This is a genomic window from Sulfitobacter sp. EhC04, assembly GCF_001650875.1.
Lineage (GTDB): Bacteria > Pseudomonadota > Alphaproteobacteria > Rhodobacterales > Rhodobacteraceae > Sulfitobacter.
The window spans coordinates 118,459-133,226 of sequence record NZ_LXYI01000008.1; the positions used below are offsets into that span (position 1 = coordinate 118,459).

The window sequence follows — 14,768 nt, forward strand, 5'->3', positions numbered from 1 at the left end:
GGCGCAACACCGACAACGGAGCGCATCAGATGACCACCCTCCCATCCGCCACCGGCAAGAAGCTGGGCCTGGTCATTGACCTCGACACCTGCGTCGGCTGTCATGCCTGCGTGATCTCCTGCAAGGGCTGGAACACAGAGAACTACGGCGCGCCGCTCAGTGACCAGGACGCCTATGGCAGCAACCCGTCGGGCACCTTCCTGAACCGCGTTCACAGCTACGAGGTTCAACCGGCCGAAGGCCATGCGCAGTTGATCCATTTTCCCAAGTCCTGCCTGCATTGCGAGGATGCGCCTTGCGTGACCGTCTGCCCCACCGGTGCCAGTTACAAACGGGTCGAAGACGGGATTGTGCTGGTCAACGAGTCCGACTGCATCGGCTGCGGCCTTTGTGCCTGGGCCTGCCCCTACGGGGCGCGCGAGATGGACATGGAAGAGAAGGTGATGAAGAAATGCACCCTCTGCGTGGACCGGATCTATAACGAAAATCTGCCGGAGGTGGACCGTACCCCGACCTGCGTGCGGACCTGCCCTGCAGGCGCGCGGCACTTCGGCGACCTGGGCGATCCCGACAGTGATGTCAGCCGCCTGGTTGCGGAGCGTGGCGGCGTGGACCTGATGCCCGAACAGGGCACGAAGCCCGTCAATAAATACCTGCCGCCACGGCCAAAGGATACGCTACCGGAAATCGACGTGCTGGCCCCTTTCCTTGAACCCGTGGCGCAGGAGCCCACAGGCTTCCTTGCCTGGCTCGACAAGGCACTGGAGAAACTCTGATGCATCCCGCCCCTTCCGTCATCGCATTTTCGACCTTTTCCGGCCTGGGGTTCGGCCTGTTGTTCTGGCTGGGCTTCGGTGTCCCTGCGGTCAGCGGCTGGTCCGCCTTTGCCTTTTTCACCATCGCCTACCTTCTGGCCGTTGGCGGTCTGATCTCTTCGACCTTCCACCTTGGTCACCCGGAACGGGCGCTCAAGGCGTTCACGCAATGGCGTTCCAGCTGGCTGAGCCGTGAAGGCGTCTGTGCCGTTGCCGCCCTGATCGTGATGGCGGTCCATGGCGCGGGTCTGGTGTTCTTCGATGCCTCCTGGCAGCCCGTCGGGATGCTGGGGGCACTGCTGTCCCTTGGGACCGTGTTCACCACCGCCATGATCTATACCCAGCTCAAGACGGTGCCACGCTGGAACCTGCCGTTGACCCCGGTGTATTTCCTGTCGCTCAGTCTTGCCGGTGGTGCCCTGCTTGCCGGTCAGATCACATGGGGGATCGTCCTGCTGATCGCTGCTGGCGCGGTTCAGGCCGCGACATGGCTGCTGGGCGACAAGGCGTTCAAGCAATCCGGGACCGATATCGCAAGCGCCACGCAATTGGGCAACATCGGACAGGTCCGCGCGTTCGAACCGCCGCATACAGGCACCAACTACCTGCTGCGTGAGTTCGTCTTTCAGATCGGTCGCAAACACGCGCAAAAACTGCGGGTGATCGCAATGAGCCTGATGATCGTCCTGCCGGTTATCCTGCTGCTGCTGCCCTTCAATCACCTGTTGGCAGCGCTGGCGGTGCTGGCGCATGTGGCAGGTGTTCTGACCTCCCGCTGGCTGTTTTTTGCCGAGGCCGAACATGTGGTCGGCCTCTACTACGGCAAACGCTGATCTGCGCCCCGGTCCGGCTCAGGCCGAAAGGGGCAACCGCCGCTCCACCACACGCGCCATAACCGACGCGCCGACGGGCAGGACAGATGTGTCCAGCACATAGCCCGGATTGTGCAGCCCCACGGTGCCTGCATGGCCCACGGTGCAATAGGCGCCGGGGATCACCCGCAGCATGTCCGCAAAGTCTTCCGATCCGGTCACCGGCGGGGTGTTCGGGTCCAGGTTCTCTGTTCCCACGATGTCGCCTGCCGCCTGCATATAGACATCCGACAGTTCGTCGTCGTTGATCAGAACGTCGAACACATTGCGCAGTTCAAGCGTGATCTCGACGTCGTGCATCACCGCCATACCATCGCAGATCGCCTGCATACGCGCAGCGGCCAGCGCATAGATCTCGTCCTTGAAATACCGGACAGTGCCCGCAAGCGTCGCGGTTTCAGGCACGATGTTATAGGCCGATCCCGCGTGCAACTGCGTCACCGACAGCACGACCACCTCTTGCGCGGGGACGTTCCGGCTGAGGATTGTCTGAAGCTCGCTGGCAAGTGACGCGGCGATGATCAGGCTGTCCTTGCTGTCGCTGGGCCGGGCCGCATGGCTGCCCTTGCCCTTGATATTGATGTCGAAAAATGCAGCACCGGCCATTGCGGCACCCTTGCAGATCCCGACCTTGCCGGGTTTGCCGTTCGGGGCGTTGTGCATGCCGAAAATCTCGTCGCAGGGGAATTGGTCGAACAGACCATCCGCCAGCATTTGCCGCGCCCCGCCCAGCCCCTCCTCGGCGGGCTGGAAAACGACAACCGCCGTTCCGTCGAAATCACGTGTCGCTGCCAGATGTTTCGCCGCACCAAGCAGCATGGTGGTGTGGCTGTCGTGCCCGCAGGCATGCATGACGCCGGGTGTGGTGGAGGCATAGTCCAGACCTGTTGCCTCGTGGATCGGCAGCGCGTCCATGTCCGCCCGCAGGCCCACGCGCCGGTTGCCTTGCCCCTTGCCCCGGATCACCCCGACGACACCGGTCCTGCCCAACCCGGTATGAACCTCGTCCACCCCGTATTCGCGCAGCTTTTCCGCGACAATGCCGCTGGTGCGAACCTCGGTAAAGCCGATCTCGGGATGCGCATGCAGATCGCGAAAGATCGCCTCAAGCTCGTCCTTGCTCGCGGCGATGGTGGGTAGAATGTTCATGTCGGGCACTCCGGTCAGGCGTGGGGTTGTCCAACCCTACGCCTGCTTTCGGAGGATGTGTAGAGCGGGCGAAACCCACCCTGATTGGGACTAGTTCATCAGCCCCGCGTGACGCAGGCCAGCGTCGACCAGTTTCTTGGTCTCGTCGGAAAGACCGGTCAGCGGCAGGCGCACCTCTTCGCTGCACAGATCAAGCCGCGACATCGCGTATTTCACACCAACCAGACCCGGCTCGGTGAACACGGCAGAGTGCAGCGGCATCAGGCGATCCTGAATTTCCAGCGCTGCGGCGTAATCACCCTTGGCACAGGCCGCCTGCATCTGGCTGATCAACCGGGGGGCGACATTGGCCGTGACAGAAATGCAGCCGACGCCACCTTGCGCGTTGAAGCCGTGCGCGGTGGGGTCTTCGCCGGACAGCTGGATGAAATCCTTGCCGCAGGTGATGCGTTGGGCGCTGACACGGGCCAGATCGCCGGTCGCGTCCTTGACCCCGACGATACGCGGCAGTTTGGCCAGTTCGCCCATGGTCGCCGGAACCATGTCGATGACCGACCGGGGCGGAATGTTATAGATGATGATCGGCAGGTCGCAGCAATCGTGGATCGCCGTAAAATGCGCAATCAACCCCCGCTGGGTCGGCTTGTTGTAATAGGGTGTGACCACCAGAATGCCATCTGCACCCACCTTTTCGGCATGCCGCGCCAGCCGGATGCTTTCAAGCGTGTTGTTCGAACCGGCCCCGGCAATCACCGGGATGCGGCCCGCCACTGCCTTTACCACCTCTTCGACCACTTGCTCATGCTCGCGATGTGTCAGGGTGGGGGATTCGCCAGTGGTGCCCACCGGGACAAGACCGTTCGACCCCTCACCGATGTGCCATTCCACAAGTTTCTTCAATGTACCCAGATCCAGCTCGCCGTTCCTGAACGGCGTGACGAGGGCAGGCAGTGAGCCTTTGAACATTTGCACGCTCCTTTTGTGCTGGCCGGCGGGCTGCCGGACTGGAATACATTGTCAGGCACGGCCAAGTGATTTGAACTCACCTCAGCATGCCATATGTTGAAAGCCTCTAGCCCCTGACCCATGGAAACTCAAGCGATGACACGACTTCTGACTGCCATGATGCTGGTTTGCACTGTCGCGTTTGCGGCAGCGGCGGAACAGCGCCCGCGCCCCCTGGGCTGGGCGATGGACGCCCTGCGTAACGGCAATTGGGAAACGGCCAGGATGATCGCTGCCCGCGACGGAGAGGTCGCGGCAGACGTGATCGAATGGCACCGCCTGCGCGCGGGCCGCGGCACCTATGCCGAGGTCCGGGACTTCCTTGCGCGCCGATCCGACTGGCCCGGAGAAGACTATTTGCGCCGACAGAGTGAAGAGGCGGTTATCGAGGCGGGCAATGAAGCCATCCTGGCCTTTTTCAAGAATGTCGCCCCGCAGACACCCCGCGGCGTATTGGCCCATGCCGCCGCCCTGGCCGAGGCGGGAAAGCTGGGCGATGCACAGGCCGACCTGGTTCTGGCATGGCGCACGATGCCGATGAATGCGACCTCGCAGGCGTTGTTCCTGAAGGACCATGCCGAGCTGCTGAAACCCCACCACGTTGCCCGGATGGAGGCGTTGTTGTGGGACCGTGACCATGCCGAGGCGCGGCAGATGTTCGACCTGGTGGGCAAGGATGACATCGCGCTGGCCGAAACCCGCATCGCCCTGCAAAACCTGCAAGGCAACGTAAACGCGATGATCGACGCCCTGCCTGCCTCCAAAAAGACCAACGCCGGGTTGCAGCATGACCGCTTTGAATGGCGCATCCGCAAGAACCTGGTCGATGACGCCAAGGATCTGATGCTGGAGCGCTCTACCTCGGTTGAAGCCTTGGGCAGGCCCGACAAATGGGGCAACCGGCGGCGCGCGCTGGCGCGGGGGGAAATGCGCTCTGGCGACCCGAAGGTCGCTTATCGCATGGCGTCCCGGCATTTTCTGCTGCCAGGTTCGGACTATGCGGATCTGGAGTGGTTGTCCGGCTATATCGCGCTGCGTTTCCTCAAAGACCCGGCAACGGCCCTGAAACACTTCAGCAACCACGACAGCGCGGTTGAATCTCCGATCTCGCAGGGGCGGGCGGGCTATTGGCGCGGCCGGGCGCTTGAGGCGATGGGCGACAGCGAAGCGGCCGCCAAGGCCTATGCCATGGGCGCAAAGTTTCAGACCGCCTTTTACGGGCTGCTGGCGGCGGAACGCGGCGGGCTGCCGTTCGACACCAGCCTTGCAGGACCGGAACCCGAACAGGATTGGCGCACTTCGGCGCTGGCCAAGTCCCCGCTGTTCGAGGCAGGTCTGCTGCTTCAGGCTTCGGGTGAGTTGAGCCTGGCTGAACGCTTCTGGACCCACCTTGCCGATCAGCTTGTCGAAGAGGACCTGCATCTGCTGGGACAGGCGGCCATCGACATCGACCAGCCCCATCTGGCGGTGATGATCGGCAAACGCGCCGCGCAACGGGGGCTGACCGTCGCAGCACCCTATTACCCACTGCATTCACTGGTCGAGATGGATCTGCCCATGGCCCCGGAAATGACCCTGTCCATCGCCCGCCGGGAAAGCGAATTCGACCCGGTGGTGCAAAGCGCGGTGGGCGCACGGGGCCTGATGCAGATCATGCCGGCCACGGGCCGCGATATCGCGCGTGACCTGGGCATCAGCAGCCTGCACACCACCGACAGGATGATCGCCGACCCGGACTACAACGCACGGCTGGGGGCAACCTACCTCAGCCAGATGGCGGGGCGGTTCGATGGCAATGTGGTGATGATGTCGGCGGCCTATAATGCGGGCCCCGCGCGTCCGCCGCGCTGGATGCAGCTTTATGGCGATCCGCGCAAGGGAGAGGTCGACATCGTTGACTGGGTCGAGATGGTGCCGTTCCGCGAAACCCAGAACTATATCATGCGGGTCACGGAAAGCCTGCCGACCTATCGCGCAAGGCTGGGCAAGGACCCGCTGCCGGTGCCCTTCTCAGAGGAGCTGACCGGGTCGACGCTTAAGGCGTTCGCGCCAAAAGGTGAATAGCCCTGCCGCCACGATGATGGCGGCCCCCACAACCACGTTTGCACGCACGGTTTCGCCAAAGAAGCTGAGCCCGATGACGGCGGCAAAGGCGAGCTGGAAATAGGCAAAGGGCTGTACCGAACTGGCCTCTGCCACTTCATAGACGCGGATCAGCAACCAGTGGCCGGAAATGCCCGTCACACAGAGGCAGGCCATGATCAGCCAGTCAGAACCGGCCATAGGTTCCCAGAACCAGACACCTGCGAGGGTCATGGTGACGGCACCTGTGACACCGGTCCAGAAGAAGCTGGTGGCCGTTGAATCCTTCTTGGCGACATATCGGGTCAGCAGGCCATAGACCGCGAACATGGCAGCCGCCAGCAGGGGGATCAGCGCCGCGGGGTCAAAGACGCTCATCCCCGGTTGCAGGATGATCAGCACGCCGACAAACCCCACGGCAATGGCCGCCCAGCGCCGCCAGCCGACACTTTCCCCCAGGATCGGCCCCGACAGTGCCGCCACCAACAACGGATAGCAGGTAAAGACCGCGTGGCTTTCCACCAGCCCCAGAATGGTGAAGGCAAAAACCATGACGCAAATCTCGGTGGCCAGCAGGAAACCGCGAAATCCCTGCAGGATCGGCTGCGAGGTTCGGGCCGCCGCACGCACACCGCCCGCCTTGCGCCCCGCAATCGCGATCACGAAGGCGGCGAAGAACCAATAGCGGATCATGACGACCATCAGAACATTGTATTCCGACGCCAGATGCCGCGACAGGCCATCCTGAACCGCAAAGACAAATGTGGTCGCGATCATCAGGCCGATGCCCAGCGGAGTATTGTTGCCCTGGCTCACCCTGCAATCCTCGCTCGCGTCATGTGCCGCTTGCGGCCAAATCCCTGCACCCGATGCACGTCAAAGCCCGCAGCCGCCAGCCCCCGCCGCACATCGCCCGCCGCCGTATACGTCGCCGCCGTACCGTTCTGCGCCGTATGCGCGGCGACCTCTGCCATCAGATCGGGCGACCAAAGCTCCGGGTTCTTGGCAGGGGCGAAACCGTCAAGGAACCATGCATCGGCATGCCCAGTCCATTGTGGAAGCGTTTCGCGCGCATCGCCAAATATCACGTTCAGCCGCAACCCCGGCAGATCGAATGATCCGTCCGCCCCGGTCCAGACCGCTGACAGCGCATCGCGCTTGTCGTCGAATGCGGGGAAGGCACGATGCGCGCGGGCCATGTCTTCGGGCGATAGGGGAAAGGCTTCGAAACTGGTGAAACGCAGCGTCGCCCCCGGCATCGCAGCGGCGAAGGCATCCCAAGCAACCAAGAGGTTCAGTCCGGTGCCGAACCCCAATTCGCCGATGGCGAAATCATCGCGAAACCGCGCCGGCAGGTCGTTGCCGGTCAGAAAGACATGGCGCGTCTCTGCGATCCCGTCGTCCAGGCTGAAGAACGGGTCGTCGAAACGGGTGGAGACGGGGATTTTGCCGTCGCGCCAGGTGATCGGATCGGACTGCTGCTGCATGGGGTTGCCCGCTGGGGAGAGTTGCGCCAGATGTGCGACAACAGGCGGGGAATGGCAATGCATGATATCACCATCCGTGGCGCGGGAGTTTTCGGCCTGTCGATTGCATGGGCCTGCGTCCGGCGCGGCGCGACAGTGCAGGTGATAGACCCGCATGGGCCCGCAGCAGGCAGCAGCGGCGGCATTGTCGGCGCATTGGCCCCACATGTGCCGGAAAACTGGAACCCGAAAAAGGCGTTTCAACTGGACAGCCTGTTGATGGCCGCCTCGTTCTGGCGCGAGGTGGACGCAGCGGGCGGCGGCGACAGCGGCTATGCGCGGCATGGTCGCCTGCAACCCATCGCCGACCCGCATCTGCTGGAACTTGCGCGGGTCCGCGCCGGAACCGCACATGAACTGTGGCAGAATCACGCGACCTGGCAGGTCATCCCGGCCAGTGGCGCGGACTGGGAACCGGTCAGTGCCACCGGTCTTTTGATCCGCGATACGCTGAGCGGGCTTGTGCATCCGCGCAAGGGTTGCGCGTCTTTGGTGCGCGCCCTTGCGGCCCATGGCGTCACGGTCACCGCTGAAGGTGCCGATGAAGGTGCAACCCTCTGGGCAACAGGGGTCGCCGGTCTGGAACAGATGAACGCCGGTCATCACCGCATGATCGGCGCAGGCGTCAAAGGACAGGCTGCCCTGCTGCAATATGACGCCAAGGGCGCGCCGCAATTGTTCGCGGGTGGGGTTCACATCATCCCGCACCAGGACGGGACTGTCGCCGTCGGGTCCACCTCGGAACGGGATTATGACAGCCCGGACCGGACAGACGCGCAACTGGATGATGTGATAAAACGCGCCCGCGTTGCGGTGCCGGTGCTGGCGGATGCACCTGTGATCGCCCGCTGGGCCGGGGTGCGGCCCCGGACGCGCAGCCGCGCCCCGATGTTGGGGCCATGGCCCGACAGACCCGGCCACTTCATCGCCAATGGCGGCTTCAAGATCGGGTTCGGGATGGCGCCCAAGGTGGCTGAGGTTATGGCTGATCTCATGCTGGAAGGGGTCGATGCCATCCCCGATGGTTTTCGGGTCGAAGACAACCTCTAGCAAGTTCGCCATGAACGCCGTGTCCGGCGGGCCGGTCAGATCATGCGGCGCAGGGCCTGCATGAGATCGGTCAGTTCCTTGACGTAAATCTCGCCCTTGAGCTTGCCCGTCTCGTCAAACTGATCACCGCTGCCCGCCAGGTGAATTTCGGGCCCCTGCAGGATCCGGGGGCGGAAAGGCACCATGAAGCCCCGCAGGATCATCTGCGCACGTTCCCCGCCCGCGCGACCGGCAGCCGCCGACATCACGGCGACGGGTTTGTCGTTCCATGGTTTGAAGTCGACCCGGCTGATCCAGTCCAGCGCATTCTTGATCACGCCCGACGGTCCCTTGTTGTATTCCGGGGTAGCGATGATCACCGCGTCCGCCGCCTCGATCTGTCGGGCAACCTTGACCACTGCATCCGGCACGCCCTGTGCTGCCTGTTCATCGGCGTCATACAAGGGAAAGCGAATATCGGCTTGCGTATATTCTGCCGCGCCGAACAGCCGTGCGGCTTCGCTCAAGAGAAGGGTATTGGTAGACCCGGCCCGGAGCGATCCGGAAATCCCGAGGAGTTTTGGCTTGGTCATGGCAATCTGCCTTCCTGTTATTCACGTCCTCCATAAAGTCGGGCACAGGCGCAGAAAAGCAAGGAGCCCCCGCGATATGCAGGGGCTCTGTGCGTAAATGTGGCAATCGGGTGCCCCGATGCGGGGCTCGCAGCGATCAGCGGGCGTTGGGCAGAATGACGATCTCGACCCGGCGGTTCTGCTGCTTGCCCTGCGGCGTCAGGTTGCTTGCAACCGGTTGGCTTTCACCGCGCCCGAAAGTCTGGACCCGGTTTGCCGGAACGCCGTTTGCGTAAAGCACGTTTGCGACCGCATTCGCACGACCTTCGGACAAGGTCTGGTTATAGGCAGCGTCGCCGTCGCTGTCCGTGTGACCGACGATCTGCAACGTGGAGTTCGCATAGACCTGCACGTTCTGGGCCAGCGCCCTCAGGTCGCCCTGAATGCCCGGCTGCACGGCGGTGCTGTCGGTGGCAAAGGTAATGTCCTGCGGAAGGGTCACGATCAGACGGTCACCGGTGTTGGTGATCACAACGCGGCTGTCCATCTGGCGGCGCAACTCGGCCTCCTGCTTGTCCAGCGAATAGCCGATACCCGCCCCTGCGGCACCACCAAGCAGAGCACCGGCAAGAGCGCGGTCGCCCCGGTTGCCATCATCGGCGGTCAGCGCGCCCAGAACTGCGCCGGACGCGGCCCCGATCAGCGCGCCATTCTTGGTTTTCTGGTTCGGATCGTTGGGACCCGCACCCAACTGGCCTGGTTCTGTACAGGCGCTGAGGGTCAGCGCGCCTGCGATCAGCGCGGCGAGGGAAAGTTTGGAAGAAATCATATCTACTGCCTTTGGTTTTGGGGCCGCGTTCGGGCGCGGCATCTCGATGTAGCGCATATATAGTGTGCAAACGGCCCGCGTTCAGGGGGAATTTTCAATCGGCAGCATCCCGCCTAACAGGGCTGTCTCACGCCTCCGCGCGGGCGGCCTCGAAGGCGAGCATCGCGCGTTTGACCGGCATGCCCCAGTGGTAGCCGCCCAGCGCGCCGGATTTGCGCAGCGCCCGGTGGCAGGGGATCAACCAACTGACGGGGTTGCGGCCCACCGCCGTGCCGACCGCCCTGACCGCGCGCGGGCTGCCGATTGCCTGGGCAATATCGGAATAGGTCGTGACCTGTCCCGAAGGGATGCGCAGCAACGCCTCCCATACCTTGATCTGGAAAGGCGCGCCGATCAGATAGAGCGGTGCCTTTTCCAGCCTGCCCTCCTGCGCACCGAAGGCCGCCAGCACCCAGGGCTGCAGCAGCATCGGGTCCTCGACAAAGTTTGCCAATGGCCAGCGACCGGTCAGATCCTCCATCGCCGCCTCTTCGCCGACCTCGGCGGCAAGGGCCAAGCCGCAGATCCCCTTGTCAGTCCCCATGACCAGCGCCGGGCCAAAAGGGCTGTCAAACCAGCCCCAATAGATCGTGAGCCCCGCCCCCTTGCGGGCAAAATCGCCCGGACTCATCGCCTCCCAGCGCAGGAACATGTCGTGTAGACGCCCGGTCCCTGACAGGCCAACCTGATGGGCTGCGTGCAGGGTTGTCGCATGGTCACGCAGCATCTGCTTGGCCTGTCCCAGCATCAGGTATTGCTGATACCTTTTGGGCGACACGCCAACCCAGCGCGAAAACACCCGCTGGAAATGGGCGGGAGACATGCCCATCCGCGCCGCCAGTACCTCAAGCGTCAGGGGCTCTTCCGACGCATCAATCAAATCAATCGCCCGGCGCATCACGCCGAAGTGGTAGCCGTCATCGGCCAAGGAGGAAGCATTCTGTGTCATGCCATCAATCTAAGCTGCCCGCAGCGCCCAGGCGACCCGAAACATGCGCCTTTGTCGCCATGCCTTGCCCCCGCCCCCGTTTCTGCGTCATATGCCCGATATGGCAAAACAGCTCGACTACCATACGATCCGCGAGATTTTCCTGCGTTTCCAGGCTTCTGATCCAGAGCCCGAGGGAGAATTGCATCACGTCAACGCCTACACCCTGCTGGTCGCCGTCGCCCTGAGCGCGCAGGCCACCGATGCCGGTGTGAACAAGGCAACGCACAGCCTGTTCAAACTCGTCGATACGCCAGAGAAGATGGTCGAACTGGGCGTCGAGGGCCTGACAGAACACATCAAGACCATTGGCCTGTTCCGGCAAAAGGCCAAGAACGTCATGAAAATGAGCCAGATCCTGGTCGATGACTATGGCGGCGAGGTGCCAAACTCGCGCGCCGCCCTGCAAGGCTTGCCCGGCGTCGGGCGCAAGACCGCCAACGTGGTTCTCAACATGTGGTGGCGGCAGCCCGCGCAGGCCGTGGACACCCATATCTTTCGCGTCGGAAACCGCACCGGCATTGCGCCGGGCAAGACCGTGGACGTGGTGGAACGCGCCATCGAAGACAACATACCGGCGGATTTCCAGTTGCACGCGCATCACTGGATGATCCTGCACGGTCGCTACCATTGCAAAGCCCGCAAACCCTTGTGCAAAACCTGCATTATCCGTGATCTCTGCCCCTTTGAGGAAAAGACAATATGAAGACCTATGACCTTGTTGGCATCGGCAACGCCGTTGTGGATGTGATTACCCAATGTGACGACAGCTTTCTCGATCACATGGGGATCGAAAAAGGCATCATGCAGCTGGTGGAACGCGAGCGCGGTGAAACGCTTTATGGCGCGATGACCGAACGGGTGCAGACACCCGGCGGGTCGGTGGCCAATACCATCGCGGGGGCCGGGGCGCTGGGGTTGCAGACGGGCTTTATCGGGCGCGTGCGTGACGATGCGCTGGGCAAGTTCTATGCCAGCGCCATGTCGGACCACGGGATCGACTTTGTGAATCCGCCCGTCACCTCGGGCGAAATGCCGACCTCGCGCAGCATGATCTTTGTCACCCCCGACGGTGAGCGGTCGATGAACACGTATCTGGGCATTTCGACCGGCCTGGGGTCGGGGGATGTGTCGGGTGATGTCGCGGGCAATGCAAAGATGATGTTTCTCGAAGGATATCTGTTTGATGAGGACGCAGGCAAGACCGCCTTTCGCGAGGCCGCGCGCGCGACCAAGGCGGCGGGAGGGATGGCGGGTATCGCCATTTCGGACCCCTTCTGCGTCGAGCGCCACCGCGCGGACTTCCTGACCCTGATCGAACATGACCTCGACTATGTGATCGGCAACGAGGCCGAACTGAAATCACTGTTCCAGACCGAAGATCTGGAAGAGGCGATCAGCAGGACAGCAGCGATCTGTCCCATTGTAGTCTGTACCCGTTCGGGCGACGGGGTAACCCTGATCCGCGATGGTGAGCGGGTCGACGTGCCGGTCAAGAAAATCACCCCGGTGGATGCCACGGGCGCGGGCGATCAATTCGCGGCCGGGTTCCTGTTCGGCCTCGCCAAAGGGGCCGATCTGGAAACCTGCGGTCGCATGGGCAACCTCTGCGCCGGCGAAGTGATCAGCCACATCGGGCCGCGTCCGCAAGCGGACATGCTGGCGCGGTTCCGGACCGAAGGCCTGATCTGAACCATGATCGCTGACGGGCTGCACGATGTACCGCCGGGCAAGGTGGCGATGGTTGTCACGCATCTGCAGATGCAGGCAAAACCACATATGCGGCCGGTCGATCTGCCTGCCGGGCTGGCATTCGAACAGATCACGCCAGACGTGGCCCGCTACAGGGCCCTGTTTGACCGGGTCGGGCGCGATTGGCTTTGGTTCGGCCGCAGGATGATGCCGGAGGACGAACTGCAGGCGATCCTGGATGATCCCAAGGTGACATTCCATACGTTGCGGAAGAATGGTGAGGACGCGGCGATCCTGGAACTGGACTTCCGCGAGGAAGGTTCCTGTGAGCTTGCCTATTTCGGGCTGGCACCCAGCCTGATCGGCTCAGGGGCCGGACGATACCTGATGAACCAGGCGATTTCACTGGCGTGGCGCGCCCCAATCACCCGGTTTCATGTGCATACCTGCACCTTGGACAGCCCGCAGGCCCTGGGGTTCTACATACGCAACGGCTTTGCCCCCTACCGGCAGCAGATCGAAATCGAAGATGATCCGCGCTTGTCCGGTGTCCTGCCCACTGAGGCGGCCAGCCATGTTCCGATCTTCAGGCCGGATTGAGCGGGCCCGGCATCAGGTGGCGGCATCGGGCCGCAGCATAAGGCTATTTCTTCTTACACGCCCCGCCCGTGAAGCACTGTCGCACCTGTTTCAGTTGCGCCGGTTGTACCGGGGTAAACACATGCCCACCGCAAGGATTGATCCCCAAGGCATACTGCCCGCCATCACGGCGAACAAATGCCAGGACATCCGCGCCATTGGCGACTGATCCGCACCACGGACCAAAGCAGGCGACTTCCAGCATGATGTCCTTATCAAAGGGGGTATGAAACCCCGACGCGCTCAGCGACGTTCCGCTCAGCGTGGCAGGCACCAAGGTCATCTTGGGTGGATTTGACTGGGTCGAACCGTCACTTGGCAGCTTGCGCTGATCCAGCGTCAGCCGTCCATGCACAACGACGTATTCGTCCTTGGCCTCATTGACCTCGTGAAAGGTGCGTTCGACCGATGGGGCAACACATGACAGGGCAAGTGCCGGCAACGGGGCGCACAGGGCCAGCATGAGGGCAACAAATCGCATTACAGATACTCCTCGAACTCATCTACGACAGCGCGGTAAACCGCCTGCTTGAAGGGAACGATGCTGGGCACAAGCTGATCCATTGGCATCCAGCGCCAGCGGGAAAATTCGGGGTGCTCGGTTTCGATGTTCACATGATCGTCCGTGCCAGTGAAACGCATCAGGAACCATTTTTGTTCCTGCCCGCGAAACCGGCCTTTCCAGATGTTCGGCACCAGATCATGCGGCAGGTCATAGGGCACCCAGCCCCGCGTTTCGGCCATCACCGTCACCAGATCGCGCGAAACGCCGGTTTCCTCCTCCAATTCGCGCAGCGCCGCCTCGCGCGGGGGCTCGCCCTTTTCGATCCCACCCTGCGGCATCTGCCAGGCGTCCTGGTCGCGGTCCCTGCGCTGCCCCACAAAGGCCTCGCCAGCCGCGTTGACCAGCATCACGCCGACACAGGGACGATAGGGCAGTATGGCAATCTCTTCCGGGGTCATGCGAGCATCTTCTCCATTTCTGCGCGGCGCAGAACCTCACCGCCCTGGGCCACGTTTTCGTGACGGATAACACGGAAACCCACCGCCAGAAAGGCAGGTTGCGCCATCAGACTGGCGTGAGTCCAAAGCCGCCGTTGACCGCGCGCCGCCGCCTCAACCTGCGCAAAAAGGGCCCTGAAAACACCCCTGCCCTGCGAGGCGGCGGCAACAAAGGCCAGGTCGATATAATCCCCGTCAAGCGTCATGAAACCAACCGGACCGGTCTTGTCATAGGCGACCCAGACCTTTTGCGCCGACAGCCGCGCGCGCCATCCTTCGCCCGCGTTCGGTGTCGGCAGCCAGGCCTGCCTTTCGGCCAGCGAATATTGGCTTGGACCGTGATGAATCGCATCATACATGATCCGGCCAAGCGCATCATCGACCTCACCCTCATCGGGCCGCGCGCGCACCTGCATCCTTGCCTCCATTGCTGCGATCATTACCAATGGTCAGGATGACGCTGCGTCCGCCGTGACACAAGCCTCCGGATCGGGTGTTCTTGCGCGCAAGTTCCCGCAAGCCAGAAAGG

At 62.7% G+C, this 14,768-nt stretch carries 17 protein-coding genes; 7 read left to right on the top strand and 10 right to left on the bottom strand.

Annotation, left to right across the window (positions count from 1 at the left end):
• Positions 1-29 precede the first annotated feature (29 nt).
• Together A8B82_RS03485 and A8B82_RS03490 are read left to right on the top strand one after the other, a co-directional pair.
• On the top strand, positions 30-776 hold the full coding sequence (locus tag A8B82_RS03485) for a 4Fe-4S dicluster domain-containing protein (protein WP_067288238.1): 747 nt from the start codon (positions 30-32) through the stop codon (positions 774-776).
• A complete protein-coding gene (locus tag A8B82_RS03490; RefSeq protein WP_067288243.1) occupies positions 776-1,648 on the top strand; it encodes a dimethyl sulfoxide reductase anchor subunit family protein in 873 nt (290 codons plus the stop codon). Before A8B82_RS03485 ends, A8B82_RS03490 begins: the two co-directional genes overlap by 1 nt.
• A gap of 18 nt (positions 1,649-1,666) precedes the next feature.
• Here the strand turns inward: A8B82_RS03490 and A8B82_RS03495 are convergent, their stop codons facing one another.
• Together A8B82_RS03495 and dapA are read right to left on the bottom strand one after the other, a co-directional pair.
• A complete protein-coding gene (locus A8B82_RS03495; protein WP_067288248.1) occupies positions 1,667-2,836 on the bottom strand; it encodes a M20 aminoacylase family protein in 1,170 nt (389 codons plus the stop codon).
• Positions 2,837-2,926: 90 nt separating this feature from the next.
• Positions 2,927-3,802 carry a 4-hydroxy-tetrahydrodipicolinate synthase gene (dapA, locus tag A8B82_RS03500; protein WP_067288249.1) on the bottom strand — a complete coding sequence of 292 codons (876 nt, stop codon included), beginning with the start codon at positions 3,800-3,802 and terminating at the stop codon, positions 2,927-2,929.
• A gap of 135 nt (positions 3,803-3,937) precedes the next feature.
• On the opposite strand from dapA, the gene A8B82_RS03505 reads away from it, so the two are divergent.
• Complete coding sequence (locus A8B82_RS03505; protein ID WP_067288251.1) at positions 3,938-5,905, top strand: lytic transglycosylase domain-containing protein; 1,968 nt, start codon at positions 3,938-3,940, stop codon at positions 5,903-5,905.
• Here A8B82_RS03505 and A8B82_RS03510 read toward each other — a convergent pair.
• Complete coding sequence (locus tag A8B82_RS03510) at positions 5,852-6,739, bottom strand: DMT family transporter (RefSeq protein ID WP_268873789.1); 888 nt, start codon at positions 6,737-6,739, stop codon at positions 5,852-5,854. The genes A8B82_RS03505 and A8B82_RS03510 overlap by 54 nt on opposite strands.
• On the bottom strand, positions 6,736-7,410 hold the full coding sequence (mnmD, locus tag A8B82_RS03515; RefSeq protein WP_067288668.1) for a tRNA (5-methylaminomethyl-2-thiouridine)(34)-methyltransferase MnmD: 675 nt from the start codon (positions 7,408-7,410) through the stop codon (positions 6,736-6,738). Before mnmD ends, A8B82_RS03510 begins: the two co-directional genes overlap by 4 nt.
• 57 nt (positions 7,411-7,467) lie before the next feature.
• On the opposite strand from mnmD, the gene A8B82_RS03520 reads away from it, so the two are divergent.
• Positions 7,468-8,499 carry an NAD(P)/FAD-dependent oxidoreductase gene (locus tag A8B82_RS03520; RefSeq protein WP_067288253.1) on the top strand — a complete coding sequence of 344 codons (1,032 nt, stop codon included), beginning with the start codon at positions 7,468-7,470 and terminating at the stop codon, positions 8,497-8,499.
• A 35-nt stretch (positions 8,500-8,534) separates the two neighbouring features.
• Here the strand turns inward: A8B82_RS03520 and A8B82_RS03525 are convergent, their stop codons facing one another.
• From A8B82_RS03525 to A8B82_RS03535, 3 genes are all read right to left on the bottom strand, one after another.
• On the bottom strand, positions 8,535-9,071 hold the full coding sequence (locus A8B82_RS03525) for an NADPH-dependent FMN reductase (RefSeq protein WP_067288255.1): 537 nt from the start codon (positions 9,069-9,071) through the stop codon (positions 8,535-8,537).
• Positions 9,072-9,207: 136 nt separating this feature from the next.
• Entirely contained in the window at positions 9,208-9,879 is a 672-nt protein-coding gene (locus A8B82_RS03530) for an OmpA family protein (RefSeq protein ID WP_067288671.1), read from the bottom strand.
• A 127-nt stretch (positions 9,880-10,006) separates the two neighbouring features.
• Positions 10,007-10,867 carry a methylated-DNA--[protein]-cysteine S-methyltransferase gene (locus A8B82_RS03535; protein WP_067288257.1) on the bottom strand — a complete coding sequence of 287 codons (861 nt, stop codon included), beginning with the start codon at positions 10,865-10,867 and terminating at the stop codon, positions 10,007-10,009.
• 100 nt (positions 10,868-10,967) lie between these two features.
• Here A8B82_RS03535 and nth point away from each other — a divergent pair, with 100 nt between their 5' ends.
• The 3 genes from nth to A8B82_RS03550 are packed head-to-tail and all read left to right on the top strand — an operon-like array spanning position 10,968 to position 13,198.
• Positions 10,968-11,612, top strand: a complete 645-nt coding sequence (gene nth / locus A8B82_RS03540; protein WP_067288674.1) for an endonuclease III — start codon at positions 10,968-10,970, stop codon at positions 11,610-11,612.
• The gene (locus A8B82_RS03545) at positions 11,609-12,598 is read left to right on the top strand and encodes an adenosine kinase (RefSeq protein WP_067288259.1); all 990 of its coding nucleotides are present in this window, start codon (positions 11,609-11,611) and stop codon (positions 12,596-12,598) included. Before nth ends, A8B82_RS03545 begins: the two co-directional genes overlap by 4 nt.
• Before the next feature lie 3 nt (positions 12,599-12,601).
• Positions 12,602-13,198: a GNAT family N-acetyltransferase gene (locus A8B82_RS03550; RefSeq protein WP_067288260.1), complete on the top strand. Its 597-nt coding sequence runs from the start codon at positions 12,602-12,604 to the stop codon at positions 13,196-13,198.
• Positions 13,199-13,241: 43 nt separating this feature from the next.
• Here A8B82_RS03550 and A8B82_RS03555 read toward each other — a convergent pair whose 3' ends face one another.
• From A8B82_RS03555 to A8B82_RS03565, 3 genes are read right to left on the bottom strand one after another with little or no spacing between them, the layout of a single operon-like run.
• Complete coding sequence (locus A8B82_RS03555; protein WP_067288262.1) at positions 13,242-13,718, bottom strand: hypothetical protein; 477 nt, start codon at positions 13,716-13,718, stop codon at positions 13,242-13,244.
• Positions 13,718-14,200 (bottom strand): RNA pyrophosphohydrolase, encoded by a 483-nt coding sequence (locus A8B82_RS03560; protein WP_067288263.1) that lies wholly within the window; start codon positions 14,198-14,200, stop codon positions 13,718-13,720. Before A8B82_RS03560 ends, A8B82_RS03555 begins: the two co-directional genes overlap by 1 nt.
• A complete protein-coding gene (locus A8B82_RS03565) occupies positions 14,197-14,667 on the bottom strand; it encodes a GNAT family N-acetyltransferase (protein ID WP_161489413.1) in 471 nt (156 codons plus the stop codon). Before A8B82_RS03565 ends, A8B82_RS03560 begins: the two co-directional genes overlap by 4 nt.
• Positions 14,668-14,768: the final 101 nt, after the last annotated feature.